Below are 24,526 nucleotides of genomic sequence, written 5' to 3' on the forward strand. Positions count from 1 at the left end.
CATGAACAAAATTTACGCCGAAATAGTTGCAGCAAAAAGAGAAGGCAGAAAACTACTGGCAATTTTACTGGATCCGGATAAGATACAATTAGCACAATTAGCGGATCTCATTACAAAAATTAAAAACGCTCCGGCGACCCATATTTTTATCGGAGGAAGCCTGCTTTTTTCAGACACGCAGGAGGAGATCATCCGGGAACTGAAAGCAGCATTAACTGTTCCGGTTTTGCTTTTTCCAAGCAATGCTTCCCATATTACCAATTTAGCCGACGGGATTTTATTCCTGTCGCTGCTCTCCGGCCGCAACCCGGAGTATTTGATCGGGCAGCATGTCCAGGCAGCTCCTTTGCTAAAACAAACACAGCTGGAAGTAATGGCAACCGGCTATTTGCTGGTGGAAAGCGGCAGGCAAACCACCGTTTCCTACATGAGCGGTACAACACCTATTCCTAAAGATAAACCCGAAATTGCTGTGGCAACGGCTATGGCGGGAGAAATGCTGGGGAATAAGCTCATTTACCTGGAAGCGGGAAGCGGCGCCGAAAATCATGTGCCGTTAGCCATGGTAAAAGACGTTTCAGATAATATTGATATTCCGCTGATTGTGGGCGGTGGTATCCGTTCGCAAAAAACAATGGAAGCCCTCTACCAGGCTGGTGCCACTATGCTGGTCATCGGGACGGCTTTTGAAAAAGATACTAACTTTTTTAGGGAAGCACAAGTATGATCGAATTTTTTCTGAACGCCTATAAGAACGCACCGCTACTGCAGATCATTCTGGAATTCCTGGCATTTGTATTTGGAATCGCCAGCGTATGGTATGCTAAAAAAGAAAACATTCTGGTCTATCCTACAGGATTAATAGCAACGACAATCACGGTTTATTTGCTTTTTCAGGCAGGCTATTTAGGGGATATGATCATCAATATTTATTTCTCGATCATGAGTGTTTACGGCTGGTACAACTGGTCAAGAAAGCGGAATGAAGAAGATAGTCTGCTTATCTCCAGGACAAGCCTTCGGGAAAAAATTATCGGTATGGCATTGTTTTTAACGACAATTGTTATAATTTTCGCGATCTATAATGCCGTGGATTACGAAATTAAGCACGAAAATTATATCGATATATTGGCATCAGGACTGTTTTTTACAGGAATGTGGTATATGGCCAATAAAAAAATAGAAAACTGGACGCTTTGGATAATAGGCGACATAATTGCAGTGCCTCTTTATGCCTATAGAGGTTTGGGGATGTTGTCGCTACAATATTTAATATTTACAATTTTGGCAATCTCTGCCTATTTAGAATGGAGAAAGATCTTAAACAACAATATTCAGAAACGATAAAGATAACCATGTACGGTCCTGAAAGTACCGGTAAAACAACCTTGTCAAAACAGCTGGCTGTACATTTCAATACGATTTGGATACCGGAGTTTGCCCGTGATTATCTACAGCAAAAATGGGATTTAAAAAAAGAGATCTGCGATGCCAACGACATGCTCCCTATTGCCGTTGGACAGATAAAACTGGAAAATGAAGCTGTTTTATTGGCAAACAAACTCCTGTTTTGTGACACCAACTTAATGGTGACCAAAGTGTTTTCTGAAATTTACTACGGATTTTGTGATGAGGCTTTAGACGAAGCCGCACGCGAACACGAATACGACCTTTTCTTTCTGACGGATGTAGATGTGCCCTGGGAAAAAGATGACTTAAGAGACCGGCCGGAAAACAGAAAAGAAACGTTTGAACGCTTTAAAAAAGCCTTGGACGAAAACAACAAGCCCTATATAGTGCTTTCCGGAAACCAGGAAGCGCGTTTCGAAAAAGCGGTAAAAGCCGTTAACGGACTAATCACTGCCAGATCCATTGGATTCACGGCTGCTGATTTTGTGCAAATGTGGGAACAGGGAACCAATATCGACAGCATTGCGAGACAATTGGGTTTCTTTAATGAAGGAATCGCAAAAATTAACCTCGCAAAAATTGCAACAGTAAACGATGGTATCGCAGCTTTTAAAGAAGAGCAGATCCAGCAGTTGGTGGACTACTTTGATGCCAATAAAGCCGCATTTTCAATTGAGAAATTCGTTCCGGCATCCGGGGCTGCCAGCAGGATGTTTAAATTTCTGGTAGATTTCCTAAACGAATTCAAACTGCATAAAGAAAGCATCAATGCCTATATAAACAGAAAAAAAGAGGCGGAGCTATCAGTGTTTCTGGTAGGAATTGAGAAATTTCCTTTTTATGAAAGTGTGCTGTATGAAGTGAGAAGGATACACAAAGGCTATGACGATTTTACACAGGATGAAAAGTATTACCATTTTATTACGGCAATGCTGGCTACGGAAAAATTTGACTTCCTGAATAAACCAAAAGGAATCCTGCCGTTTCATCAGGAAGGAGATTTTATTACTACTCCTATCGATAAACATTTAAAAGAAGCACTGGTATATACTAATGTGGATGGGAAACCGAAAATCCATTTCACGGTATCGGAAGAACATAAAGACAGTTTTGAACAATCTGTTTCACAAAGCAATGTGAATGCTGCGGTGTTCTATTCTTTTCAGGATAAATCGACCGACACCTTAGCGGTAGCGATGGATAATACTCCGTTTAGACTGGATAATGACCGTTTGTTCTTTCGTCCCGGCGGACATGGTGCGCTGATACAGAACCTGAACCGGCTAACGAGTGATATTGTCTTTGTAAAGAACATTGACAATGTCTGTTATAATCATTTTGAAGGAATTGTACGTTATAAAAAACTACTGGGCGGACTTTTGATGCAACTGCAAAAAGAAACGTTCGGATATCTTCATGCTCTGGAAAGCTCGGTAAACGAGGAAGGCCTGCAAAAAATAATAGATTTTGCAACCAGTCAGCTGAATATCGTATTGCCGAAGAATTTTTCAAAATACACTTTTGAAAACCAGAAAAACTTATTGTTTCAGTTGTTAAACAGACCTGTCCGGGTTTGCGGGATGGTAAAAAACGAAGGCGAACCGGGCGGAGGACCGTTTTGGGTTACCGGTGAAGAAGGTGGCCTGTCCTTGCAGATTGTCGAATCGTCACAAATTGATCTGCAAAATAAAAAGCAGTGGCAGATCCTGAATAGTGCAACACATTTTAACCCGGTGGATCTGGTGTGCGGACTTAAAAACTACAAAGGAGAAAAGTTTGAACTGGAAAATTTTGTAGACCATAACGCAGGCTTTATCGTTCAGAAAACAAAAGGCTGTCACGATATTAAGGCCTACGAACTACCCGGATTATGGAATGGTGCTATGGCAAACTGGATTACGGTTTTTGTTGAAGTGCCGCTTTTAACCTTCAATCCGGTAAAAAATATTAACGACCTGCTAAAACCGGCACATCAGCCCAGATAATGGAAAAAGAAAAGCTAATTGCCGAGTTGCGTTATAAAGCTGTGAGAAGCAGTGGTGCCGGAGGACAGAATGTAAACAAGGTTTCTTCGAAAATCCAGCTCACGTTTGATGTTTCCAATTCGTCAGCACTTACCGATGAGGAGAAAAGTAAAGTGCTGGAAAAACTGGCAGCCCGGCTGACGAAAGAAGGGGTTTTGTTACTGAATTGTGATGAAAACCGGAGCCAGTTAAAAAATAAAGAAATAGTTACCAAGCGCTTTCTGTCACTCATTCAGGAATCGTTATGGGTTGATAAAGAACGGAAAGCAACTAAAATTCCGCATTCGGTAATTAAAAAACGTATTCAGAGCAAACGGAATTTATCCCAGAAAAAAGACTTCCGCAAAAAACCGAAATTGGACTAACTTTCGGTGCTGATTTGTGTAAAATGTAATAATGCTAAGGAATTACAGGTGATTATTGCGTTTTTATTGGTATTATTTGATTTTGTGTGTTTTATTTTTATACTTTTGCGCTGTCTCAAAGGGGTGCTTATATCCGGTTTTTCCGGACAATCGAGCTGAGATCATACCCAATGAACCTGGAACAGGTAATGCTGTTTAGGGAGAAATGACAAACGGAATGAGGCAATTGTTCCGCGTCATTGAAACATCATTTTAATTTAAAACAAAGAATAATTACCCCTTTTATTCGTAAACTTTTACGAATGAAAACGTTATTACAATCAGTCGTTATTGCATTTTGCCTGCAGCCTTTTGTGCTTTTTTCGCAGGAAAAAACAACTCAGGACACCGTTAAACCCAAACAGATGGATGAGGTTTTGGTGTCGGCAGTACGGGTTACTTCCAAAACACCGGTTACTTTCAGTAATCTTGGTAAAAAACAATTATCAGAACGAAACTTAGGTCAGGACATACCGGTGCTGATGAATTACCTGCCATCGGTAGTGACCACAACCGATGCCGGAAACGGAGTAGGCTATACCGGAATCAGGGTGCGTGGTAGCGATGCCACCCGTGTGAATGTTACCATCAACGGAATTCCGTATAATGATTCCGAATCACAGGGGACTTTCTGGGTAAACATGCCCGATTTTGTATCGTCTGTAGAAAGCCTTCAGCTGCAAAGAGGTGTCGGAACGTCTACAAACGGAGCCGGCGCTTTCGGAGCAAGTTTAAACATGTTAACCGATACGTATTCCGAAAAAGGATACGGTGAAATTGCCAACTCTTTCGGAAGCTTTAACACGCGAAAACATACTGTAAAATTCAGTACCGGTTTGATGGATAATAAATTCGAAATAGCCGGACGTTTGTCAAAGATCAACTCCGATGGTTATATTGACAGGGCTTCTTCCAACCTGGAATCCTATTTTTTACAGGGAACTTATGTAGGGAAATCAACATTGATAAAAGCCCTGGTTTTCGGAGGTTCCGAAAAAACATACCAGTCATGGAACGGGCTGGACGGTATGGAACTTAAAGACCTGGGTCTGGATGAACACATGCTGGATAACAATCCGAAATTCAATATTTCCGGTTTGTATTTTGATGAAAACGGCAATGTGAAATTTTACGATAATCAAACGGATAATTTCAGACAGGATCATTATCAGCTGCACTGGAATGAGAAATGGACCGATAACTGGTCTACCAATGTGGCACTGCATTATACCAAAGGAAAAGGATATTATGAAAGCTATAAAAGAGGTGGAAAGTTCAGTGAATTCGGACTGACACCTTTTGAAGAAAACGGGGTTACAATAAAAAAATCTGATTTGATCAACCAGAAATGGCTGGATAATGACTTTTACGGAGTGACGTTTTCGACAAACTACAAAAAAGACAAACTGGACCTGATTTTGGGTGGTGGTGCGAATAAATATGAAGGCGCACATTTTGGTAAACTGCTTTGGGTAAAAGAAAAGGCGGTCTATAACTATGAGCAGCTTTTCTATGATGATTTTGCGACCAAAACAGATGTGAATGTATTTGCAAAAGCAACCTATGATATTACCAGTCAGTTAAGCCTGTTCGGGGATTTGCAATACCGTACGGTAAATTACAAAGCGAATGCTGTAAAAACGGGACTTGTTGACGATACATTTAAATTTTTCAATCCAAAAGGAGGGTTGAACTATGCGATAAACAAACAGAACAACCTGTATTTCTCGTATGCAAAAGCAAGCCGTGAACCAAACAGAAACGATTATGAAGGAAATGTTCCGAAACCGGAAAAAATGGACGATTACGAGTTGGGATGGCGGCATGCTTCGGCTGTAGCCAGACTGAATGTTAATGCCTATTATATGAAATACAAAGACCAGTTAGTGTTAACCGGTGCATTAAACGATGTGGGAGAATCAAAACGCATCAATGTGGATAACAGCTATCGTTTAGGGCTTGAAGTAGATGCCAGTATTTTTGTTTCCGACAAATGGGTGCTGAGACAAAATGTTACGGTGAGTCAGAATAAAATTGTCGACTTTGTAGCCGGTAAAGATGGGGAAATGCACAATTTCGGAAAAACGAATATCGCTTTTTCACCCGATTTTATTGCCGGTAATGCGGTAACGTTCTTACCGTTGAAAAACCTGCAGCTGACTTTGTTGTCAAAATTTGTAGGGAACCAGTATATGGGTAATATCGATTCGGAGAAATCTGTTTTGAAAGCCTATTCGGTTTCCGATTTTAATATTGTCTATGAAATTAAACCGAAACGAATTTTTAAATCCATAGTGATTTCCGGTTTGGTGAACAATATCTTTAATACCAAATACCAGTCCAACGGATTCTTCTATACTTATGATGATGACTGGTCCAGTCCGGATACGGTTACCACCATTGAAGGAACGGGATATTATCCGCAGGCAAGAATTAATTTTATGGCCGGCCTAACGCTGAAGTTCTAAAAAAAAATCCTGATGTTGTCATCAGGATTTTTTTTTTAATTGAATACCCGTATAAGTGTTCCCATCTGTTCTGTACGGTATTGCTTCATCGGATATTGTCCGTCACCTATTCCGGTGAACAGGCTGTACTTTTTATTGTCACAGGAGCATACGGCAAAAATACCGTCTACATCCATAGTGGAGCATTCGCTCAGCGACTGATTCGGACAGGCGCGGTCAAATGCTGTAATGCCGGTTCCGGTATTAAAAAGGATGATTCCTCTGATTCCGGCTGTCGGGCCGGCAATATAAGCTGATCCGTTTGTGAATTTTAAAGGACTGTATGAAGGAAGGTTCGTGTCGATGGTAATCAAAACCTGATAGTTAGGCAGATAAGGATTATTGTTGTTAACAACGCTGTCTTTGCTACAGCCGCCAATCAGGGGAATTAAAAACAATAAAAAGATGTACTTTTTCATATAAATTATCGTAAAACAATTGAAAAACAAATTTAATTTAATTAACTTTGACTAATGCTATAAAGCGTATTAAAAATTGAAATAAATAAAAAACAATATCTTTGTAGAAATAAATCCCGTTTCGATGGGATTTTTTCTATTTATATAAACGACGAAATTATGAGTAAAGTATCTTATTATACGGCTGAAGGATTGAAAAAATTAAGAGATGAGTTGGATCAGTTAAAAAGCATCGAACGTCCTCGTGCATCGCAGGCAATTGCAGAAGCAAGGGACAAAGGTGACTTATCTGAAAATGCAGAATATGATGCGGCTAAAGAAGCTCAGGGACTTTTGGAGCTTAAAATTTCTAAAATGGAAGATGTAGTTGCCAATGCCCGTTTAATTGATGAATCGCAATTGGATGTATCAAAAGTATTGGTACTGTCTACTGTTAAAATAAAAAATCAAACCAACGGAATGGAATTGAAATATACGTTGGTGGCAGAAAGTGAAGCCGATTTAAAAACCGGAAAAATCTCCGTTACCTCACCAATTGGTAAAGGATTGTTAGGAAAATCCGTAGGTGAAATTGCAGAAATTCAGGTACCGAACGGTATTTTGAAATTTGAAGTATTAGAAATTTCCAGAGACTAATTAATTAAATCCTATTTGGCAATGAGTTCAGTTTTTACAAAAATCATAAATGGGGAAATTCCGAGTTATAAAGTAGCGGAAGACGAAAATTTTATCGCTTTTTTAGATGTGAATCCCAATGCAAAAGGACATACCCTTTGTGTGCCTAAAAAAGAAATCAACAAGATTTTTGATATGGAAGAAGAGCACTATCTGGAATTAATGCGTTTCTCCAGAAATGTTGCCAAAGCTTTGGAAAAAACAGTGGCCTGCAAACGGATCGGAGTAGCTGTAGTGGGGCTGGAAGTGCCGCATGTACACGTTCACTTAATTCCTTTACAGGACATGGATGATATGCGTTTCCAACGTAAAACAAGCCTTACACCATTACAGTTTGAAGAACTTGCCCAGGCTATTGCCGGCAATATGTAAACATGAAAAAATATACTTTCCTGCTGTTTTTCTTTTGGCTGTCCGTTTCGGTTTTTGCCCAGGGACAGGATAGCTATTTGTGGCTGTCCGGCAAAAACGCAGGATATTCCGAAACCAATCAGATCAATGTAGAAGGAATTGTTGGTGTTAAAAACTGCTATGTGAGGGATATGCCTTCCACAGCGGGAAAACTGATTGACTCCCTGCAATTGGGAAAAAAAATAACGGTTTTATCCAAAACCGAAAAAACACAGAAACTAAAAGGTATCGATATGAATTGGGTTGAAATTCAATACCAGTTACCCAATAGCGATATCCGGAAGGGCTATCTCTGGCTCGGATTTTTAGCATTAGACTATAAAGAAACAAACGGACTGAAATTCCTGACCGTTCTGGAACGGATCAATGCTAAAAAAGAAGAAGATTATGTTTCCCAGGAACACGTTATTGCCGTTAAGGTCCTGGATGAAAACAATCTGGTGCTGGATAGTAAAGAAATTAAAAAACCGATTAGCGAAAGCTATTATTACCAGCAAAGTCTTCTGGGGAACCAGGGACTTAAAAATATTCAGGAACTATACCGGATCAGTTTTAGCGGGGAAGCCTGCGGTATACCGACCTACTTTTTCTATTTCGGGTGGACCGGAAAAAAACTATTGCTGCTGCCGGAAAAAATGAATGTTGGCGATGCCGGTGTTTACTACCACAGCGAGAACTTTATTTTTCCGAAAGAACCGGGAGGAAAACCGGATTATATCTACAAAATTATTGAAGAGGCCGAAGCAATAGACAGTGAAAACAATGAGGACTATATGATGCGGGAAAAGGTGTGGAAAGAAACCTATTCCTGGGATGGCGAAAAAGCCAGCCTGCTAAAAAAAGTCCAGCTGAAAGAAGGCATCATTAAGCAGTAGCTTTCTCCTTTTTAAACGTGACCTGCATGGTTGTTCCTTTTCCTATTTCGGAATGAGCTACTTTAATCCTTCCGTTATGGTACTCTTCCACGATACGTTTTGTCAGCGAAAGCCCTAATCCCCAACCGCGTTTTTTAGTTGTAAAACCGGGTTCGAAAACACTGTTAAACTGTTTTTTCGGAATCCCGCTTCCGGTATCGGTAACCTTGATTTTTACAAAACGCTCCGTGTCCTCAATAACGATAGCCAGTTTGCCTTTTCCTTTCATGGCATCAATAGCATTCTTTACCAGGTTTTCAATGGTCCAGCTGTGCAGTACAGGATTCAGCATGATATGGATGGGATATTCCGGAGCCAGGAACGAAAATTCAACCTGTTTGGAAGTACGGGATTGTAAATATTCGAACGACTGTTCGGTTTCTTTTACCAGATCATAATCACCAAGCACCGGTTCGGAACCGATTTTGGAAAAACGATCCGTTATTGTCTGTAGCCGGTTGATATCCTTTTCAATTTCGGCTATGGTCGTTTCATCCACATTATCGGCTTTCATAATTTCCAGCCAGCCTATTAAAGAAGAAAGCGGCGTGCCGATCTGGTGTGCGGTCTCTTTGGCCATACCGGCCCAAAGCCTGTTTTGGGTAGCCATTTTACTCGCCCGGTAAAAATTAAAGATCATACCGCTAAAGAAAAGCCCGATAAGGACTAAAGCCACCGGGTAAAATTTCAATTTGGTCAGCAGCGATGAATTGCCGTAATAGAGATATTGATTGTAACCGCCCAGCTCGATGATGATCGGGAGGTTTTCGGATTTTAACTTGTTCAGGAAAACTTTCGATTTGGCGGCATCGGCAACAATCTCCTTATCCACATTAACCATGTTGATAATGCTGTCCTTGTCGGTCGTTTGTATAATCGGAATCGTGGTGTTGTTGCTCAGGATCTGGAAAGGAAGTTCTACTTCCGTATTTTCATCGGCATTGTTCAGTGTCTTGGTTGCCGTTGCCCAGAGCTCCATTTTAAGACGTTCTTCATCTTTGAACTTCTGAAAAAAAGTATAAGTATTCCATAGAATCAAAACTAAAATATTGAAGGATCCCAGAATAATTATCCAGCGAATTAAATTTCTTCTTTCCGAAAAGTTCATGCTTTGTGTAATTTGTGTTTAAAAATAAGGAAAAGATATAAGGGAGCAAAAATATAAGCAGGAAATGCATGCTGCCCGATCGGGAACTTCAAAATAAATACAGACAGCTATGTAAAATTGTATTTTCATTCGGGCTAAAAAAAAGTATATTTGTGGAAATTTTACAGCTATGATTAGTGTCGATCCAAAGGAGTTAAATCCGATGAAATTACAAGCTTATTTACAAGGTGCCGTTGGTCCCAGACCGATTGCTTTTGCAAGTACGATGGATGAACAGGGTAACCCGAATTTATCCCCTTTCAGTTTTTTCAATGTGTTCAGTTCTAATCCGCCGATACTGATTTTCTCTCCGGCGAGAAGAGTGCGTAACAATACCGTGAAACACACGCTGATCAATGCCGAACGCACGCGCGAAGTGGTAATCAACATTGTAAACTATGCGATCGTACAGCAGGCTTCTTTGTCCAGTACGGAATATGGCGACGGCGTTAACGAGTTTGTGAAATCCGGATTGACAATGGTTCCTTCCGATGTGGTAAAGCCATATCGCGTTGGAGAAAGCCCGGTGCAGTTTGAATGTAAGGTAAACGATATCATCGAACTGGGAACCGAAGGCGGTGCCGGAAACCTGATTATCTGTGAAGTTGTTAAAATACATATTGATGAAGCCATTCTGGATGAAAACGGGGCAGTTGATCAATATAAAATAGATCTGGTTTCCAGAATGGGAGGAAACTGGTATTCCCGTGCCAATCAGGGATTGTTTGAAGTGGAAAAACCACTGACAACACTTGGAATTGGTGTTGATGCCGTTCCTGATTTTATTAAAGAAAGTCCGGTTTTTGACGGGAATGACCTTGGTAAGCTTGGAAATGTGGAAGCATTGCCAACGGATGAAGATATTGCTATATTTGTAAAAGAAAATTTTGCCATTAAAGCAGTTTTAAGTGCCGATGATGAAACTAAAAAACATCAGAAAGCGAAAGAATATCTGGACAATAATGAAGTGCTGACCGCCTGGAAAGTACTTTTGTCAAGACAATAAGAATTAGCGGTTTGTATTTTTGAATTGAATTTTTATATAAGCCTTACTATAAACAATTAATATTTTTACTATGGAAGTTACAGGGAAAATTAAAGTGATTAATGGAGCGCAGCAAATTAGCGCAAGTTTTAAAAAGAGAGAGTTAGTTGTCACTACCGAAGAACAATATCCGCAACATATTATGATTGAGTTTACTCAGGATAAATGTGATTTACTGGATAGTTACCAAGTGGGAGAACCTGTGAAAGTTTCTATTAATCTTAGAGGTAGAGAATGGGTTAATCCTCAGGGAGAAACAAAATATTTCAACTCTATCCAGGGTTGGAGAATCGAAAAATTACAAGCAGAAGCACCAGCAGGTCAGGTACCTCCAATGCCGGCTGCCGATGCCTTTGAACCGGCTTCAAATTTCAATGAAGAAGAACATGACGATTTGCCGTTCTAATAAAACTTAGAATCCTGAAAGCTTCAAAACTTTCAGGATTTATTTTTTAAACGACTATGTATTTTCTAACAAAAGAATTGTATTTCCCCCCGGTTACCGAAACCGATTATTCCGGGATATTAGCCGTAGGCGGCGACTTATCTGTAGAACGCCTTTTACTGGCCTACCGTTCCGGTATATTTCCCTGGTTTGAAGACGGGGAACCCATTACCTGGTGGGCTCCGGACCCTAGAATGGTGCTGGTATTCGATTATCTGGTGATTTCCAAAAGCATGCGGAACATCCTGAACCGGAAAATCTTTACCGTCACATTCAACCAAAACTTCCGGGAAGTCATTACCAATTGCCAGTCCATTAAAAGAGAAGGGCAAAACGGAACCTGGATTACCGATGACATGATTGAAGCCTATTGCGAACTGCATCGGCAGGGACATGCACAATCTGTTGAGGTATGGCAGGATGGCGAATTGGTTGGCGGCCTGTATGGTGTTGACCTTGGCCATATTTTTTGCGGGGAAAGCATGTTTTCCAAAGTTTCCAATGCTTCCAAAGTGGCTTTTATCACTCTGGTAGAACACCTTCGGAACAACAATTACGTATTGCTCGACTGCCAGGTCTATAATGAACACCTGGAAAGTCTGGGAGCTTTTGAAGTGAACCGGGAAGACTTTATGAAAGTATTGCATTATAAAAAAGGGAACTGAAACGGTTCCCTTTTTTAATACTTAAAACTGTAGTCTGGTCAATTGCCATTCCAGCGTATTTAGCAGCAGCAGCTCATTGGTTAAAACGGGTAAACCGGTAATCAGCTTTAAGGTTTCGTGTGCCATCATCGAACCGATTATTCCGGGTAATGTACCCAAAACGCCGTTCAGGCTGCAATTCGGTACATCTTCCGGGTTTGGTGGTTCCGGAAACAGGTTCCGGAGCTGTTTGCTGCCGTTATGATTGAAAACAGCTACCTGTCCTTCAAATTTTAAAATACTGCCGTAAATGAGCGGTTTATTTAAGTTTACGCAGGTGTCGTTCACCAGATAGCGGGTGGTGAAATTATCGCAGCCGTCCACAACGATATCAAAATGCTGAAAAATCCCGGCGGCATTATCCGGAGTAAGCTTTTCATTAAAAACAATAGTACGGATTTCCGGATTCAGCTGTTTCAGGGCCAATTCGGCAATAAGGGCTTTGGGCTGGTTAACATCGGCTTCCCTGTATAAAATCTGACGGTGCAGGTTGTGTAATTCCACCACGTCAAAATCAATGATCCCGAGGGTTCCCACTCCTGCTGTGGCAAGGTATTGTAAAACGGGACAGCCCAATCCGCCGGCACCAATGATCAGAACGCGGGCATCCTTTAGTCGCTGCTGACCGCTTTCGCCTATTTCCGGCAGCAGCATTTGCCGGTTGTATCGTAAAAAATCCTGAATACTTATCATAAAAATCAGTGTTGGCTGTAGCTTTTGTCCCAGTCTTTCCAGACCGGTTCGTAGCCTTTTTGGGTTATTATCCGCGCTATGGTTAAGGCAGAACGTTCATCGCTGGTTTCAAACTGTTCCAGCGATTGCGGATCGACAACATAACCGCCGGGATTGGTTTTGGAACCGGCACTCATACTGGTTACACCAATCGGAATGATATTGTCCCGGAATTTCTCATTTTCCCGCGTGGAAACGGAAAGCTCCAGGTCTTCATTCCACAGACGGTACGCACAGATCAGCTGTGTTAAATCCTTGTCGTCCATTATAAAATTGGGTTCGATGATTCCTTCTGCCGGACGCAGCCGCGGAAAAGAAACCGAGAATTTACTTTGCCAGTAGGTTTTTTGCAGATAATCCAGGTGCAGCGCATTGAAAAAACTGTCCGTACGCCAATCTTCCAGACCTAACAAAACACCCAGTCCGATTTTGTGAATCCCGGCACTTCCCACACGATCCGGTGTTTCCAGCCGGAAATCGAAATTGGACTTTTTCCCTTTAGGATGGTATTGTTTGTAAACGTCCCGGTGATAGGTTTCCTGATAAACCAGCACCGAGTAAACACCGGCCTGATGCAGCTGTACATACTCTTCTTCAGAAAGCGGCTGTACTTCTACGGAAATATTGGCAAAGTCATTTTTGATCTGCTCAATAACCTTTAGGAAATAATGGATGTTAACGGTATAATTGGCTTCTCCGGTTACCAAAAGCACATGGTCGAATCCCGCTTTTTTCAGCGCGGTTACTTCCTGTGCGATTTCGGATGCAGAGAGTGTCTTTCTTTTCAGTTTATTATCCAGGCTGAAACCGCAATAGGTGCAGATGTTCTGGCATTCATTGCTCAGGTACATCGGGGCATACATCTGTATCGTTTTTCCAAACCGTTTTGTGGTCAAAGCATGGCTCTGTTGTGCCATTTGTTCCAGATAGGGCTGGGCAGCCGGAGCGATCAGGTGCAGGAAGTCTTCCAGGCTGCGTTTGTTTGTGGCTAACGAACGGAGCACCTGTTCGGGTGTTGTGGCATATATTTTTGCCTGTACGGTATCCCAATCGTAATGTTCAAAAACCGTTTGGAAAGTAGTGTTCATAATCGGGAGTGTTATTCGTACAGAAAAGAGGTTAGCGGACTGGATGCAACGGCATTGGAAGCCATCGGGGCTAACCGGGCTTCATAGGCTTTTCTGCCGGCAATGACCGCTTCTTTAAAAGCTTCCGCCATTAGTGCCGGATTTCCGGCTACTGCGATCGCGGTATTGACCAAAACGGCATCGGCTCCTAATTCCATGGCTTTGGAAGCATCAGATGGAGCTCCGATTCCGGCATCGACAATAACGGGAACTTTGCTTTGCTCGATGATGATTTCCAGGAAGTCTACTGTTTTTAAGCCCTTATTGCTGCCAATGGGCGAGCCCAAAGGCATTACAGCGGCTGTTCCGGCTTCTTCCAGTTTTTTGCATAAAACAGGATCGGCGTGAATGTAGGGTAACACGATAAAACCGAGTTTTGCCAGCTCTTCGGTAGCCTTTAACGTTTCAATAGGATCCGGAAGCAAATACTTCGGATCGGGATGGATTTCCAGTTTCAGCCAGTTGGTTTCCAGTGCTTCTCTTGCCAGCTGTGCGGCAAAAACGGCTTCTTTGGCATTACGGGCACCGGAAGTATTGGGCAATAAATTGATATGCGGATGTTTCAGATGGGCTAAAATAGCATCGGTTTCGGTTTCTAAGTCCACTCTTTTCAGTGCGACGGTAACCAGTTCGCTTGCAGAAGCCAGAATTGCTGCTTCCATTTGCTGGGATGAGCCGAATTTGCCGGTTCCTAAAAACAGGCGGGACTGAAATGTCTTGTCGGCGATTTTAAAAGCTGCCATATAATTGTTGGTTGAGTTGTGTTAGTAGTTCTTTTTTGTTGTCCTGTAGTGTTATTAAACCGGAAACGGCAATGCCGTATACACCGGTCGCCATTAATTCCGGGATATCCGTCATTGTGATTCCGCCAATAGCATATACCGGAATATTGATGTTATGGGTTTTCATCCGGCTCAACAGGGATTGGTAACCGGCAGTTCCCAGTACCGGGCTTAATTGCTGTTTGGTCGTTGTAAAGCGGTATGGCCCCAGTCCGATATAATCGCATTGTTCGTTAAAACGTTGTTCGATATCTTCGAAGGTGTTGGCAGTACCGCCAATGATTTTAGCTGTGCCCAGTAAAGACCTTGCTTCGGTTACGGACATGTCCTGCAAACCCAAATGCACTCCGTCGGCATCGATTTGCTTTGCCAGTTCGGGATTGTCGTTGATAATAAATGTTGCGGCATATTGTTCGCAGTGCTTTTTAACGGTTGCGGCCAGAGCGGATAATTCCATGTTGGTGCCGTTTTTATAACGCAGCTGTATCCATTGGCAGCCGTTGTCCAGTGCCGTTTGGATGTTGAACCATTGTTCGTCCGGAGTTGCTCCCTGTGAAATATATTGCAGTTTGTTATACATAATGGTAGCCAATTAGGGTATTGTTGGAAATAAGGTATTTTTCGGTATAACCTTTAGCCTTGCGGCAAGCGGTTTTGATATCCAGTCCTAAAGCGATATTGGCTGCCAATGCGGCCGAAAAAACGCAGCCGGAACCGTGTTTTGGATATACAAGGCTGTTTTCCGGAGGGAATTCGAACGTGCTGTTTTCCATATACAAATAATCGGTTCCCTTTTGGTTGGGATTATGCCCGCCTTTTAAAACGACGCTGCAATATTTGGAAAGTGCCTTGGCAGTTGCTTCCGGATTGCTTTCAAAAGGCTGCATTTTCTGCATTTCGTCATAATTGGGCGTAATCACATCCAGCTGTTTCAGGATGGATAATAAAGCCGTTTGGTTTTCAATGGTCAGAAAGCTAAAAGCGGTTGAAGATTTTAAAACCGTATCCCAGATAATGACCGTTAGCGGTGCGTGTTTACGGATCATAGCCACAATTTTGCTGAGGTAATCCAATGAAGGAGCAATACCGATTTTGACCGCTTTGAATTCATAATTTTCTAAAAGGATCTGAAGGCTTTGCAGGACAAAATCAATGTCGCTCCACTGTAGCTCATAGAACACATTTTCCGTTTGTATGGTGTTTGCTGTGTTCACGGCAAAACCCTGTGTGCGGTGGTTTTCAAAGGTTTTAATATCCGATAAGATACCGGCACCGGCTGTTGGATCCAGTCCGGCGATGGTTAATACGAAAGGGCGATTTGCTGGCATTTTTTAAAATTTTCAAGTGGTTTGGGACTATTCCAGAGGGTTCCTAACAGGGCGATATCGTCAAAACCGCTTTCCAGGATATGCCTGATGTTTGCAGCAGTAATACCGCCTAAAGCAATTAGTTTCGTCTGGTAATTTGTCCGGTTTGTTATGCTTTTCAACAAATCGTGTTCCGGAGTATATCCCGGTTTGGATATACTGGGATAAACAGGGCTTAGAAAGGCATATTCGAATAGTTTCGGCAGGGTGTTGAATGTTGCTATGGCATGGGTGGCGGTGGTGTACCGGGTAGCTTGCGGGAAACGGTCCGTCAGGCTGGTCCGGTCCCGCTCCGTCAGGTGTATGCCTGGTATTCCATAAGTGTGTGCCAGCTGATGCTGACTGTGTAAAACCAGGCGATGGCTATAGGTTGGTGCTATTCCGGCCAAAAACGCAGCCATAGCCGTTTCTGAAAAATCCGGTTTCCGGATATGCAGGCACGTTAAGCCTTCTTCAAAAAGGGCATGGATAATGGCTGTTTCGTTGGCAATAGCCGTCGGACTGGTTATTACGATCATGGTTTACAAATAGATTTCTTTACCGCTTTCCACAAATTCATTCGATTTCTCCTGCATTCCTTTTTCGGCTACGTCCCTGATTTCCTGTGAGATTTTCATCGAGCAGAACTTCGGTCCGCACATCGAACAGAAATGAGCCACTTTTGCTCCGTCTGCCGGAAGGGTTTCGTCATGAAATTCACGGGCGGTATCCGGATCGAGTGCCAGGTTGAACTGATCTTCCCAGCGGAATTCAAACCGTGCCTTGCTCAAAGCATTGTCGCGGTACTGTGCGCCGGGATGACCTTTGGCAAGATCGGCAGCGTGTGCGGCAATTTTATAGGTAATTACACCGTCTTTCACATCTTTTTTATTTGGCAGGCCAAGGTGTTCTTTCGGAGTGACATAACACAGCATTGCGGTTCCGTACCAACCGATCATAGCGGCACCAATGGCCGAGGTGATATGGTCATAACCGGGCGCAATATCGGTGGTTAACGGGCCTAAGGTATAGAATGGTGCTTCGGCACAATGTTCCAGCTGTTTGTCCATGTTTTCTTTGATGAGGTGCATCGGTACGTGTCCCGGGCCTTCAATAAAAACCTGTACATCGTGTTTCCAGGCAATTTTGGTCAGCTCGCCCAGTGTTTCCAATTCGGCAAATTGTGCGGCATCGTTCGCATCGGCAATCGAACCCGGACGTAAGCCATCCCCTAAAGAGAAAGCTACATCATAGGCTTTCATGATTTCGCAGATTTCTTCGAAGTGGGTGTAAAGGAAATTTTCTTTGTGATGGAAAAGACACCATTTTGCCATGATGGAACCGCCGCGGGAAACAATCCCGGTAACACGGTTTGCGGTTAAGTGGATGTAACGCAGTAAAACGCCGGCATGTATTGTAAAATAGGAAACGCCTTGTTCTGCCTGTTCAATCAGGGTGTCCCGGAAGATCTCCCAGGTCAGGTCTTCGGCTATGCCTTTTACTTTTTCCAATGCCTGGTAGATCGGTACGGTTCCGATGGGTACCGGGGAGTTCCGGATGATCCATTCCCGGGTTTCATGAATGTTTTTTCCGGTGGAGAGGTCCATAATTGTATCGGCGCCCCAACGACATGCCCATACGGCTTTTTCAACTTCTTCTTCGATGCTTGAGGTAACGGCACTGTTTCCGATATTGGCATTGATCTTTACCAGGAAATTACGGCCTACAATCATCGGTTCGCTTTCCGGGTGGTTGATGTTGTTCGGGATGATTGCTCTTCCGGCAGCAACTTCACTGCGGACGAATTCGGCGGTGATGTATTTTTTAGGTGTATTGGCACCAAAGCTGTTTCCGGCATGCTGATGCTGCATGGCTTTGGTTTGCTGGTTCAGCAATTCAATCTGTTGGTTTTCGCGGATGGCGATGTATTCCATTTCCGGAGTGATAATGCCTTTTTTGGCGTAATGCAGCTGGGTAACATTCGCACCCTGAATGGCGCGTTTGGGTTTGTGCTGGTATTCAAAACGCAGGTGATCCAGTCTGGAGTCGTTAAGGCGTTCCTTGCCGTAGTCTGACGTTATGGAAGGTAACACTTCTACGTCGTTCCGGTCTAAAATCCATTGTTCGCGAATGCGGTCCAGTCCTTTGCGCACGTCAATTTCCATGTTTGGGTCGGTATACGGGCCACTGGTGTCGTAAACGGTTACCGGCGGATTGTGTTCCGTTTTTCCATTGGATAGTTTGGTGTCGTGCAGGGCTATTTCCCGCATGGCTACTTTAATGGGGTGAATAGTACCGTCTATGTATACTTTTTTTGAATTCGGAAAGGGTGTTCTCGAAATCTGTTGTTCTTTTTGTTCCATTTTTATGTTTGTTTGTCGTTAAGCAATAGGGGATTATCCGCCTTGTGTGGCAATGATAATGAGGATGTCATCCCGGTCGTGGATGTAGTGTGTGCTCCAGTCGGCTTTTGGAATAACGGTATTGTTTATGGCTAAGGCTAGGCCATTTTGCTTGTTGGGAATTTCCAAATCGAGTAAAGCCTGGACGGTTAATTCGCCAGACGGAAATTCTTTAATTTGATTGTTAACTTTGATTTCCATTCCTTAAAGTTTGTTATATGGGTATATACTTTAGGAATGGCTACATAAAAATGAAGTCATTGCACTTTTCCCTACGGCAGTATGAACTGCATCAGGTTCAAAGGGTAAAATCTCAGCCTACTTTTCAATAGACACCCCTAAAGTGAAACAAATGTATAGTATTATTTTAAAAGTCGAATTCTAAATCGGAAGATTTAACATTCGGGTGTGGAGTCATGCCCGTTTCCAGCAGCTGCTGATGTGGTCGTCTACCATGCCGGTTGCCTGCATGTGTGCATAGACTACCGTTGAGCCCACAAATTTGAACCCGCGTTTTTTCAGGTCTTTGCTGATCTCGTCCGATAGCGGCGTTGTTGCCGGAATGTCCCTCAGTGTTTCCCTGTGGCTTACAATGGGTTTCCCGCCGGTGAATTTCCAGATATAATTGGAAAAGCTGCCAAATTCCTGCTGCACTTTCATAAAAGCCTGTGCGTTGGTCACAGCGGCTCTTACTTTGAGTTTGTTCCGGATGATACCGCTGTCGAGCAGTAGTTCCTGGATTTTGTCTTCCTGATAAGCGGCTACGGTTTTGTAGTCGAAATTATCGAAAGCTTTTTTGAAGTTTTCCCTTTTGCGGAGTATGGTTATCCAGCTCAGGCCTGCCTGAAAGGTTTCCAGGATCAGGAATTCAAAAAGTTTCTGGTCTTCATAAACGGGTACGCCCCATTCTTCGTCGTGATATTTTTCGTAAAGTGCATCGTTTTTGCACCATCCGCATCTTTCTTTAGTCTCCATCGGCTATCGGGTCTTCTGCTAAATATTTTTCAATAATATAATGTCCAAGGTATATCATCGGCGTCAGGCAGATCGCAATGATCAGTTTAAAGGTGTAACCGGTTGCTGCCATATTGATGTATTCGGCAGTGGTGATTTTCCCGGTTAGCCAAAAGGCGATACCGGAAACGATAAAGCTGTCGAATAACTGCGATATTACGGTTGATCCGGTGCTGCGCAGCCAGATCATTTTTTTGCCTGTTTTATTGCGTAAAAACCAGAAGATAGATACGTCAATTAATTGTGATACCAGGAAGGCGATGATGCTGGCAATCATAATCATGACGCCCTGACCGAAAACAGCCTGAAACTGCTCGTCGGTCACGGTGCTGATGCCTTTTGCCGCCGGAATATGGATGGCGAGAAAGAGAATGATCAGACAGTAGGCGATTAGCCCGGCAGTGATGAATGATAGTTTTTTGACGCCGTCTTTTCCGAAATGTTCGTTAATTAAGTCGGTGGTGATGAATACAACCGGCCATGGAATAATCCCGATGCTCATGATGAAAGGGCCTATATGAATAAGTTTTCCTCCTGTTAATTCGGCAACGACGGCATTGGTTATAAAAATTCCGGCAAGTATAATGTATACGAGATCCTTTTTGGTTTTAAACATTGGTGTTCTTGTTGTTATTTCAAAAGTACGCTAATATTTTATAAAAATAAAAAACCCCAATCTTTCGATTGAGGTTTTTTTGGGTTACCCGAAGGTAATATTGTCATTCGGGAAACGGTTTTATATTCTGAGCCGGATTCCGAATTGAAATTATGCTAAAGCAGCTCTTCTGAAACCAGTTACCGTTAATGCGCCGTCAACAGATTTAACGTATTCTGTAACGCTCATTTTTGGTTCTTTGATATAATCCTGGTTGATTAAAGTATTGTCTTTGAAGAAACGTGCTAATTTACCTTTAGCGATGTTTTCCAACATAGCTTCCGGTTTTCCTTCCTGACGTAATAAATCTTTAGCGATTTCGATTTCTTTTTCAATGATAGCAGCATCAACTCCTTCTTCGTTTAACGCGATTGGAGCCATTGCAGCAGCCTGCATTGCAACGTTTCTTGAAGCTTCTTCAGCTCCGGCAACATTAGCAGATAAAGAAACTAAAGTAGCGATTTTGTTACCAGCGTGGATGTAAGATCCAACGAAAGCTCCTTCTAAACGCTCGAAAGAACCGATTTCGATTTTCTCTCCGATAACTCCTGTTTGCTCGATTAATTTGTCAGCAACAGTGATTCCGTTGAAATCTGAAGCTAAAAATTCTTCTTTAGTAGCATAGTTTAATGCCTGGTTTGCTAAATCAGTAGCTAATTTAACGAAACCTTCGTTTTTACCTACGAAGTCAGTCTCACAGTTAAGAGAGATTACAACACCAGCAGTTTTATCAGCATTTACAACAGCGATAACAGCTCCTTCAGTAGATTCTCTGTCTGAACGGTTCGCTGCAACTTTCTGTCCTTTTTTACGTAAGTTTTCGATAGCTAAATCGAAATCCCCATCAGCTTCAACCAATGCTTTTTTACAATCCATCATACCAGCACCGGTAATTTGTCTTAATTTATTTACGTCTGCAGCAGTAATATTTGCCATTTGAATGTATTATTTTAAGTTAAAAAATGAAGTCGTTATGTTGATAGTAACTCCAAAAGTAAGCAACCACCAGCACAACGACTTTATCATAATGTTATTTTTATTCTTCAGTTGCAGTAGTTGTAGCTTCTGTTTGAGCAGCTGCTACTTCTCCAGCTGGTTGCTCGTCTTTGTCAGACTTTCTATCAGAAAGACCTTCAATGATAGCACCACTTACTAAAGATAAAACTTTGTCGATTGATTTTGAAGCATCATCGTTAGCCGGGATAACATAGTCAACCTGACGTGGGTCAGAGTTGGTATCTACCATAGCAAAAACTGGAATGTTTAATTTTTGTGCTTCTTTTACAGCGATGTGTTCCGCTTTGATATCCACTACAAACAACGCAGCTGGTAATCTAGTCATGTCTGCAATAGAACCTAAGTTTTTCTCAAGTTTTGCACGAAGACGATCTACCTGTAAACGTTCTTTTTTAGATAATGTCATGAAAGTACCGTCTTTCTTCATTTTATCGATAGAAGCCATTTTTTTAACAGCTTTACGGATAGTAACGAAGTTGGTTAACATACCACCTGGCCATCTTTCTGTGATGAAAGGCATGTTAGCAGCCGTAGCTTTTTCTGCAACGATATCTTTTGCTTGTTTTTTGGTAGCAACGAAAAGGACTTTTCTACCAGATGCAGCGATTTTTTTCAAAGCTTCATTCGCTTCTTCGATTTTAGCTGCAGTTTTATATAGATTGATAATGTGAATACCATTACGCTCCATATAGATGTAAGGAGCCATGTTTGGGTCCCATTTTCTAGTCATGTGTCCAAAGTGAACACCTGCTTCTAGTAATTCTTTAACTTCTACTTTGTTTGCCATTTTGTAATAGTTTACGTTCTGTTGTATTAGCAATGGTAGAGTAGCGATTTCATCAGTCCCTTGGGATGCTGAAGCTCAGGTCTCAGCCATTTAGATGCTAAACTAATTCCTACCTCAATAGGAGAGCAACAAAAACTTAGTTTTTTTAATAATAAATAAATATTAACGTTTAGAGAATTGGAATCTCTTACGAGCTTTCTTCTGACCGAATTTCTTACGCTCAACCATACGAGGATCTCTTGTTAGTAATCCTTCTGGTTTTAAGATAGCTCTGTTTTCAGCTTCAACTTCACACATTGCTCTTGCAATAGCCATACGTACAGCTTCAGCCTGACCAGTTGTTCCTCCACCGTATACATTTACTTTTACGTCAAAGTTAGAAGCGTTCTCTGTTAATGTTAGAGGTTGCATAACTTTGTACTGTAATGTAGCCGTTGGGAAGTAAGTTGTAAATTCTTTTTTGTTTACTGTGATGTTTCCAGTTCCTTCTGTAACATATACACGAGCAACAGCGGTTTTTCTTCTACCGATTTTGTGAATAACTCCCATTACTTTAGATCGTTTAAGTTAACGGTTTTAGGTTGTTGTGCATCATGTTTGTGCTCAGAACCTACATATACATTTAAATTTCGGAATAATTCTGCACCCAATTTGTTTTTAGGTAACATTCCTTTTACAGCTTTCTCTACTAATAATGCAGGATTTTTTTGTTGCATTACTTTAGCAGATAAACTTCTTTGACCACCTGGGTAACCTGTGTGACGGATATATGTTTTATCCTCAAGTTTGTTACCTGTTAGGTTGATTTTTTCTGCGTTGATAACAATTACGTTATCTCCACAGTCCACGTGCGGTGTATAACTTGGCTTGTATTTACCTCTTAAAAGCATTGCTACTTTTGAAGCAAAACGACCTAAGTTATGACCTTCAGCATCCACAACGATCCACTCTTTTTGAGCAGTTGCTTTGTTAGCTGATACTGTCTTGTAGCTTAAATTGTTCACAATAATTTATTTTAATTAAACATTCCATCCCCAATAAAGGGGTTGCAAAAGTACAATAAATTATTTTAAATACAAATGCTAGTCTAATAATATTTTATTGATTGATAATCAGTTGTGTTATTGCAGAATTTGCGATGATTTGGGAGCTGCATTTTTAAAATAAAATCTTTTTTGGAAAAGAATCAGGCTAAAAGCTGCAGAAAAGCGTGTTTTTTTGGGATTACTCTTTCATAAAACTGTATTTCGCATCGCCCTGTTTCAAAAGTAAGCCTTTTTCTTTAAAAAGAATTTCTATTCCGGCAGGGTCAAAAATAAATTCCGTATTGCTGATCGCATTCAGCGGAAACGGATTTTGCCCGGTAGCCTGTCCGGATAGCTGCCCGTTTTCTAATTTAATGGTCAGTTTGAGCGGAATTTGTTTTGAACTGTAAATTCCTTCGTATGATTTTAAGGTCTTTTCGGCTACAGCCACGGTTTTTAAGTTCGGGAAACGGTATGGCAGTTTGTAGTAAATGCTCAATATACCAATCGTGATATCGTTTTCGTTATAGTTGTTTCCGTTTATGATAAGCGAAAAGGCAAGCTTTTCACTGGCGTGATACCCGAGGCTGGATTTGAAACTTTCGATGCTTCCGTTATGTCCCAGGAATTTTTTATCGCCAAAAGGGAATTGCAGTATTCCTTTTCCATAGCCATGCTCCATTTCGGTCATCTGGGCAAGGGAAGCCGGTTTTATCAGGGTTCCGTTAAACAGGGCATTAATGAATTGCGTTAAATCGGAAGGTGTGGAAATTAAAGCGTCTGAGGCGCCAATAGTACTTGGATCCCAGGCGGCTGTTCTGGTCCACTGATTGTTGGTAAAAGTATAGGAGAACGCTTCATCTTTTGCGGTTCCGTTCTTTTTAGGATAGTAGGTGTTTTTTAAACCTATTTTATTTGCTATACGGAAAGCGACATTGTCGCCATAACTTTTCCCGGTCAGCGATTCGATAATATAACCTAACAAAAGGTAGTTGGAATTGCTGTATTCTGCTCTGGTATCCGGTTCAAAAACCGGCTCACGGGAAGCAATCCGTTTCAGCATTTGTTTTTTTGTCTGCGGTGTCTGGGAATAGGTTTTAAAATCCGGATCGTTAGTATAATTGAACAGTCCGCTTTTGTGGTTCAGCAGCAGCCCGATAGTGATCTTGTCGGCATTGGGTATTTCCGGATAGAATTTGGATAGTTTGGTATCTAAGGTCAGCCGTTTTTCGTCTATTAACTGGAAGATGATCGTTGCCGTAAACATTTTTGTAATAGCACCGATTTTGTATTTGGTGTCCGGATTTGCCACTGTCTTAGATTCTGCATCGGCATATCCGTAATTTTTCTCAAAAACAACTTTTCCGTTTTCCTGAATGGTCAAAGCGCCCATAAACCTGTTGTTATCATTAAGATAGGTGAGCAGGCTGTCAATTTTATTGAAGCGTGTTTTCTCCTGTGCCACAACGGTTACTGAAAACAGGAAAAGGAAAAATACGATTGCTTTTTTCATAAAAAAGGGCTTTCGGAATGG

Annotated in this window: 28 protein-coding genes and 1 riboswitch; of the genes, 11 read left to right on the forward strand and 17 right to left on the reverse strand. The window is 41.9% G+C overall.

Annotated elements, in window-relative coordinates; all coding sequences use genetic code 11:
* Nucleotide 1 precedes the first annotated feature (1 nt).
* From B3394_RS06925 to B3394_RS06945, 5 genes are all read left to right on the forward strand, one after another.
* Complete coding sequence (locus B3394_RS06925) at nt 2–727, forward strand: geranylgeranylglyceryl/heptaprenylglyceryl phosphate synthase (RefSeq protein ID WP_286914489.1); 726 nt, start codon at nt 2–4, stop codon at nt 725–727.
* Complete coding sequence (gene pnuC / locus B3394_RS06930; protein WP_286914494.1) at nt 724–1,347, forward strand: nicotinamide riboside transporter PnuC; 624 nt, start codon at nt 724–726, stop codon at nt 1,345–1,347. Before B3394_RS06925 ends, pnuC begins: the two co-directional genes overlap by 4 nt.
* Nucleotides 1,308–3,395, forward strand: a complete 2,088-nt coding sequence (locus tag B3394_RS06935; protein WP_286914498.1) for a DUF4301 family protein — start codon at nt 1,308–1,310, stop codon at nt 3,393–3,395. The genes pnuC and B3394_RS06935 overlap by 40 nt, the downstream gene beginning before the upstream one ends.
* Nucleotides 3,395–3,799 carry an alternative ribosome rescue aminoacyl-tRNA hydrolase ArfB gene (arfB, locus tag B3394_RS06940; protein WP_286914500.1) on the forward strand — a complete coding sequence of 135 codons (405 nt, stop codon included), beginning with the start codon at nt 3,395–3,397 and terminating at the stop codon, nt 3,797–3,799. The genes B3394_RS06935 and arfB overlap by 1 nt, the downstream gene beginning before the upstream one ends.
* Before the next feature lie 302 nt (nt 3,800–4,101).
* Complete coding sequence (locus B3394_RS06945; RefSeq protein WP_177731456.1) at nt 4,102–6,306, forward strand: TonB-dependent receptor; 2,205 nt, start codon at nt 4,102–4,104, stop codon at nt 6,304–6,306.
* A 35-nt stretch (nt 6,307–6,341) separates the two neighbouring features.
* On the opposite strand, the gene B3394_RS06950 is transcribed toward B3394_RS06945, so the two are convergent.
* Nucleotides 6,342–6,764 carry a Rieske (2Fe-2S) protein gene (locus B3394_RS06950; RefSeq protein ID WP_177731459.1) on the reverse strand — a complete coding sequence of 141 codons (423 nt, stop codon included), beginning with the start codon at nt 6,762–6,764 and terminating at the stop codon, nt 6,342–6,344.
* Between the two features lie 159 nt (nt 6,765–6,923).
* Here B3394_RS06950 and greA point away from each other — a divergent pair, with 159 nt between their 5' ends.
* The 3 genes from greA to B3394_RS06965 are packed head-to-tail and all read left to right on the forward strand — an operon-like array spanning nt 6,924 to nt 8,725.
* Nucleotides 6,924–7,400, forward strand: coding sequence for a transcription elongation factor GreA (gene greA, locus B3394_RS06955; protein ID WP_177731461.1), 477 nt, complete (start codon nt 6,924–6,926; stop codon nt 7,398–7,400).
* Between the two features lie 21 nt (nt 7,401–7,421).
* Complete coding sequence (locus B3394_RS06960) at nt 7,422–7,811, forward strand: HIT family protein (protein WP_286914509.1); 390 nt, start codon at nt 7,422–7,424, stop codon at nt 7,809–7,811.
* Between the two features lie 2 nt (nt 7,812–7,813).
* Nucleotides 7,814–8,725 carry a hypothetical protein gene (locus B3394_RS06965; protein ID WP_286914514.1) on the forward strand — a complete coding sequence of 304 codons (912 nt, stop codon included), beginning with the start codon at nt 7,814–7,816 and terminating at the stop codon, nt 8,723–8,725.
* On the opposite strand, the gene B3394_RS06970 is transcribed toward B3394_RS06965, so the two are convergent.
* On the reverse strand, nt 8,715–9,872 hold the full coding sequence (locus tag B3394_RS06970; RefSeq protein ID WP_177731470.1) for a sensor histidine kinase: 1,158 nt from the start codon (nt 9,870–9,872) through the stop codon (nt 8,715–8,717). The two genes, B3394_RS06965 and B3394_RS06970, sit on opposite strands and share 11 nt — an antisense overlap.
* 169 nt (nt 9,873–10,041) lie before the next feature.
* On the opposite strand from B3394_RS06970, the gene B3394_RS06975 reads away from it, so the two are divergent.
* The 3 genes from B3394_RS06975 to aat all read left to right on the forward strand — a co-directional run bounded on the left by B3394_RS06975 (nt 10,042) and on the right by aat (nt 12,066).
* Complete coding sequence (locus tag B3394_RS06975) at nt 10,042–10,917, forward strand: flavin reductase family protein (protein ID WP_286914519.1); 876 nt, start codon at nt 10,042–10,044, stop codon at nt 10,915–10,917.
* A 70-nt stretch (nt 10,918–10,987) separates the two neighbouring features.
* A complete protein-coding gene (locus B3394_RS06980; protein WP_177731476.1) occupies nt 10,988–11,362 on the forward strand; it encodes a DUF3127 domain-containing protein in 375 nt (124 codons plus the stop codon).
* 56 nt (nt 11,363–11,418) lie between these two features.
* Complete coding sequence (aat, locus tag B3394_RS06985) at nt 11,419–12,066, forward strand: leucyl/phenylalanyl-tRNA--protein transferase (RefSeq protein WP_177731479.1); 648 nt, start codon at nt 11,419–11,421, stop codon at nt 12,064–12,066.
* 21 nt (nt 12,067–12,087) lie between these two features.
* On the opposite strand, the gene B3394_RS06990 is transcribed toward aat, so the two are convergent.
* The 15 genes from B3394_RS06990 to B3394_RS07060 form a co-directional block, all read right to left on the reverse strand.
* Nucleotides 12,088–12,798, reverse strand: a complete 711-nt coding sequence (locus B3394_RS06990; protein ID WP_286914522.1) for a HesA/MoeB/ThiF family protein — start codon at nt 12,796–12,798, stop codon at nt 12,088–12,090.
* Nucleotides 12,799–12,803: 5 nt separating this feature from the next.
* Complete coding sequence (gene thiH, locus B3394_RS06995; RefSeq protein ID WP_177731485.1) at nt 12,804–13,925, reverse strand: 2-iminoacetate synthase ThiH; 1,122 nt, start codon at nt 13,923–13,925, stop codon at nt 12,804–12,806.
* 11 nt (nt 13,926–13,936) lie between these two features.
* Entirely contained in the window at nt 13,937–14,707 is a 771-nt protein-coding gene (locus B3394_RS07000; protein ID WP_273246487.1) for a thiazole synthase, read from the reverse strand.
* Nucleotides 14,694–15,326, reverse strand: a complete 633-nt coding sequence (locus B3394_RS07005; protein ID WP_286914528.1) for a thiamine phosphate synthase — start codon at nt 15,324–15,326, stop codon at nt 14,694–14,696. The genes B3394_RS07000 and B3394_RS07005 overlap by 14 nt, the downstream gene beginning before the upstream one ends.
* Nucleotides 15,319–16,074 carry a hydroxymethylpyrimidine/phosphomethylpyrimidine kinase gene (locus B3394_RS07010; RefSeq protein WP_286914533.1) on the reverse strand — a complete coding sequence of 252 codons (756 nt, stop codon included), beginning with the start codon at nt 16,072–16,074 and terminating at the stop codon, nt 15,319–15,321. The genes B3394_RS07005 and B3394_RS07010 overlap by 8 nt, the downstream gene beginning before the upstream one ends.
* Nucleotides 16,047–16,631, reverse strand: coding sequence for a thiamine phosphate synthase (locus B3394_RS07015; RefSeq protein ID WP_286914538.1), 585 nt, complete (start codon nt 16,629–16,631; stop codon nt 16,047–16,049). Before B3394_RS07015 ends, B3394_RS07010 begins: the two co-directional genes overlap by 28 nt.
* A gap of 3 nt (nt 16,632–16,634) precedes the next feature.
* Nucleotides 16,635–18,455 carry a phosphomethylpyrimidine synthase ThiC gene (gene thiC, locus B3394_RS07020; RefSeq protein WP_177731501.1) on the reverse strand — a complete coding sequence of 607 codons (1,821 nt, stop codon included), beginning with the start codon at nt 18,453–18,455 and terminating at the stop codon, nt 16,635–16,637.
* A gap of 33 nt (nt 18,456–18,488) precedes the next feature.
* The gene (gene thiS, locus B3394_RS07025) at nt 18,489–18,695 is read right to left on the reverse strand and encodes a sulfur carrier protein ThiS (protein ID WP_286914542.1); all 207 of its coding nucleotides are present in this window, start codon (nt 18,693–18,695) and stop codon (nt 18,489–18,491) included.
* Nucleotides 18,696–18,746: 51 nt separating this feature from the next.
* A riboswitch (TPP riboswitch) is annotated at nt 18,747–18,844 on the reverse strand.
* A gap of 64 nt (nt 18,845–18,908) precedes the next feature.
* Nucleotides 18,909–19,469, reverse strand: a complete 561-nt coding sequence (locus B3394_RS07030; RefSeq protein ID WP_273246483.1) for a DNA-3-methyladenine glycosylase I — start codon at nt 19,467–19,469, stop codon at nt 18,909–18,911.
* A complete protein-coding gene (locus B3394_RS07035; protein WP_177731510.1) occupies nt 19,459–20,124 on the reverse strand; it encodes a queuosine precursor transporter in 666 nt (221 codons plus the stop codon). Before B3394_RS07035 ends, B3394_RS07030 begins: the two co-directional genes overlap by 11 nt.
* Before the next feature lie 150 nt (nt 20,125–20,274).
* Nucleotides 20,275–21,099, reverse strand: a complete 825-nt coding sequence (tsf, locus tag B3394_RS07040) for a translation elongation factor Ts (RefSeq protein ID WP_177731513.1) — start codon at nt 21,097–21,099, stop codon at nt 20,275–20,277.
* 100 nt (nt 21,100–21,199) lie between these two features.
* Nucleotides 21,200–21,967 carry a 30S ribosomal protein S2 gene (gene rpsB / locus B3394_RS07045; RefSeq protein WP_177731517.1) on the reverse strand — a complete coding sequence of 256 codons (768 nt, stop codon included), beginning with the start codon at nt 21,965–21,967 and terminating at the stop codon, nt 21,200–21,202.
* Between the two features lie 162 nt (nt 21,968–22,129).
* A complete protein-coding gene (gene rpsI, locus B3394_RS07050) occupies nt 22,130–22,516 on the reverse strand; it encodes a 30S ribosomal protein S9 (protein WP_177731520.1) in 387 nt (128 codons plus the stop codon).
* The gene (rplM, locus tag B3394_RS07055; protein WP_177731522.1) at nt 22,516–22,971 is read right to left on the reverse strand and encodes a 50S ribosomal protein L13; all 456 of its coding nucleotides are present in this window, start codon (nt 22,969–22,971) and stop codon (nt 22,516–22,518) included. Before rplM ends, rpsI begins: the two co-directional genes overlap by 1 nt.
* Before the next feature lie 220 nt (nt 22,972–23,191).
* Entirely contained in the window at nt 23,192–24,505 is a 1,314-nt protein-coding gene (locus B3394_RS07060; RefSeq protein WP_286914547.1) for a serine hydrolase domain-containing protein, read from the reverse strand.
* Between the last annotated feature and the right edge of the window lie 21 nt (nt 24,506–24,526).

It is taken from the genome of Flavobacterium sp. UBA4197 (assembly GCF_002379575.1).
GTDB classification, from domain to species: domain Bacteria; phylum Bacteroidota; class Bacteroidia; order Flavobacteriales; family Flavobacteriaceae; genus Flavobacterium; species Flavobacterium inviolabile.

Bases quoted from the DNA above. Each gene is read 5' to 3' on its own strand.
- B3394_RS06925 (WP_286914489.1), top strand. From the start codon at position 2: ATGAACAAAATTTACGCCGAAATAGTTGCAGCAAAAAGAGAAGGCAGA.
- pnuC (WP_286914494.1), top strand. From the start codon at position 724: ATGATCGAATTTTTTCTGAACGCCTATAAGAACGCACCGCTACTGCAG.
- B3394_RS06935 (WP_286914498.1), top strand. From the start codon at position 1,308: ATGGAGAAAGATCTTAAACAACAATATTCAGAAACGATAAAGATAACC.
- arfB (WP_286914500.1), top strand. From the start codon at position 3,395: ATGGAAAAAGAAAAGCTAATTGCCGAGTTGCGTTATAAAGCTGTGAGA.
- B3394_RS06945 (WP_177731456.1), top strand. From the start codon at position 4,102: ATGAAAACGTTATTACAATCAGTCGTTATTGCATTTTGCCTGCAGCCT.
- B3394_RS06950 (WP_177731459.1), bottom strand. From the start codon at position 6,764: ATGAAAAAGTACATCTTTTTATTGTTTTTAATTCCCCTGATTGGCGGC.
- greA (WP_177731461.1), top strand. From the start codon at position 6,924: ATGAGTAAAGTATCTTATTATACGGCTGAAGGATTGAAAAAATTAAGA.
- B3394_RS06960 (WP_286914509.1), top strand. From the start codon at position 7,422: ATGAGTTCAGTTTTTACAAAAATCATAAATGGGGAAATTCCGAGTTAT.
- B3394_RS06965 (WP_286914514.1), top strand. From the start codon at position 7,814: ATGAAAAAATATACTTTCCTGCTGTTTTTCTTTTGGCTGTCCGTTTCG.
- B3394_RS06970 (WP_177731470.1), bottom strand. From the start codon at position 9,872: ATGAACTTTTCGGAAAGAAGAAATTTAATTCGCTGGATAATTATTCTG.
- B3394_RS06975 (WP_286914519.1), top strand. From the start codon at position 10,042: ATGATTAGTGTCGATCCAAAGGAGTTAAATCCGATGAAATTACAAGCT.
- B3394_RS06980 (WP_177731476.1), top strand. From the start codon at position 10,988: ATGGAAGTTACAGGGAAAATTAAAGTGATTAATGGAGCGCAGCAAATT.
- aat (WP_177731479.1), top strand. From the start codon at position 11,419: ATGTATTTTCTAACAAAAGAATTGTATTTCCCCCCGGTTACCGAAACC.
- B3394_RS06990 (WP_286914522.1), bottom strand. From the start codon at position 12,798: ATGATAAGTATTCAGGATTTTTTACGATACAACCGGCAAATGCTGCTG.
- thiH (WP_177731485.1), bottom strand. From the start codon at position 13,925: ATGAACACTACTTTCCAAACGGTTTTTGAACATTACGATTGGGATACC.
- B3394_RS07000 (WP_273246487.1), bottom strand. From the start codon at position 14,707: ATGGCAGCTTTTAAAATCGCCGACAAGACATTTCAGTCCCGCCTGTTT.
- B3394_RS07005 (WP_286914528.1), bottom strand. From the start codon at position 15,326: ATGTATAACAAACTGCAATATATTTCACAGGGAGCAACTCCGGACGAA.
- B3394_RS07010 (WP_286914533.1), bottom strand. From the start codon at position 16,074: ATGCCAGCAAATCGCCCTTTCGTATTAACCATCGCCGGACTGGATCCA.
- B3394_RS07015 (WP_286914538.1), bottom strand. From the start codon at position 16,631: ATGATCGTAATAACCAGTCCGACGGCTATTGCCAACGAAACAGCCATT.
- thiC (WP_177731501.1), bottom strand. From the start codon at position 18,455: ATGGAACAAAAAGAACAACAGATTTCGAGAACACCCTTTCCGAATTCA.
- thiS (WP_286914542.1), bottom strand. From the start codon at position 18,695: ATGGAAATCAAAGTTAACAATCAAATTAAAGAATTTCCGTCTGGCGAA.
- B3394_RS07030 (WP_273246483.1), bottom strand. From the start codon at position 19,469: ATGGAGACTAAAGAAAGATGCGGATGGTGCAAAAACGATGCACTTTAC.
- B3394_RS07035 (WP_177731510.1), bottom strand. From the start codon at position 20,124: ATGTTTAAAACCAAAAAGGATCTCGTATACATTATACTTGCCGGAATT.
- tsf (WP_177731513.1), bottom strand. From the start codon at position 21,099: ATGGCAAATATTACTGCTGCAGACGTAAATAAATTAAGACAAATTACC.
- rpsB (WP_177731517.1), bottom strand. From the start codon at position 21,967: ATGGCAAACAAAGTAGAAGTTAAAGAATTACTAGAAGCAGGTGTTCAC.
- rpsI (WP_177731520.1), bottom strand. From the start codon at position 22,516: ATGGGAGTTATTCACAAAATCGGTAGAAGAAAAACCGCTGTTGCTCGT.
- B3394_RS07060 (WP_286914547.1), bottom strand. From the start codon at position 24,505: ATGAAAAAAGCAATCGTATTTTTCCTTTTCCTGTTTTCAGTAACCGTT.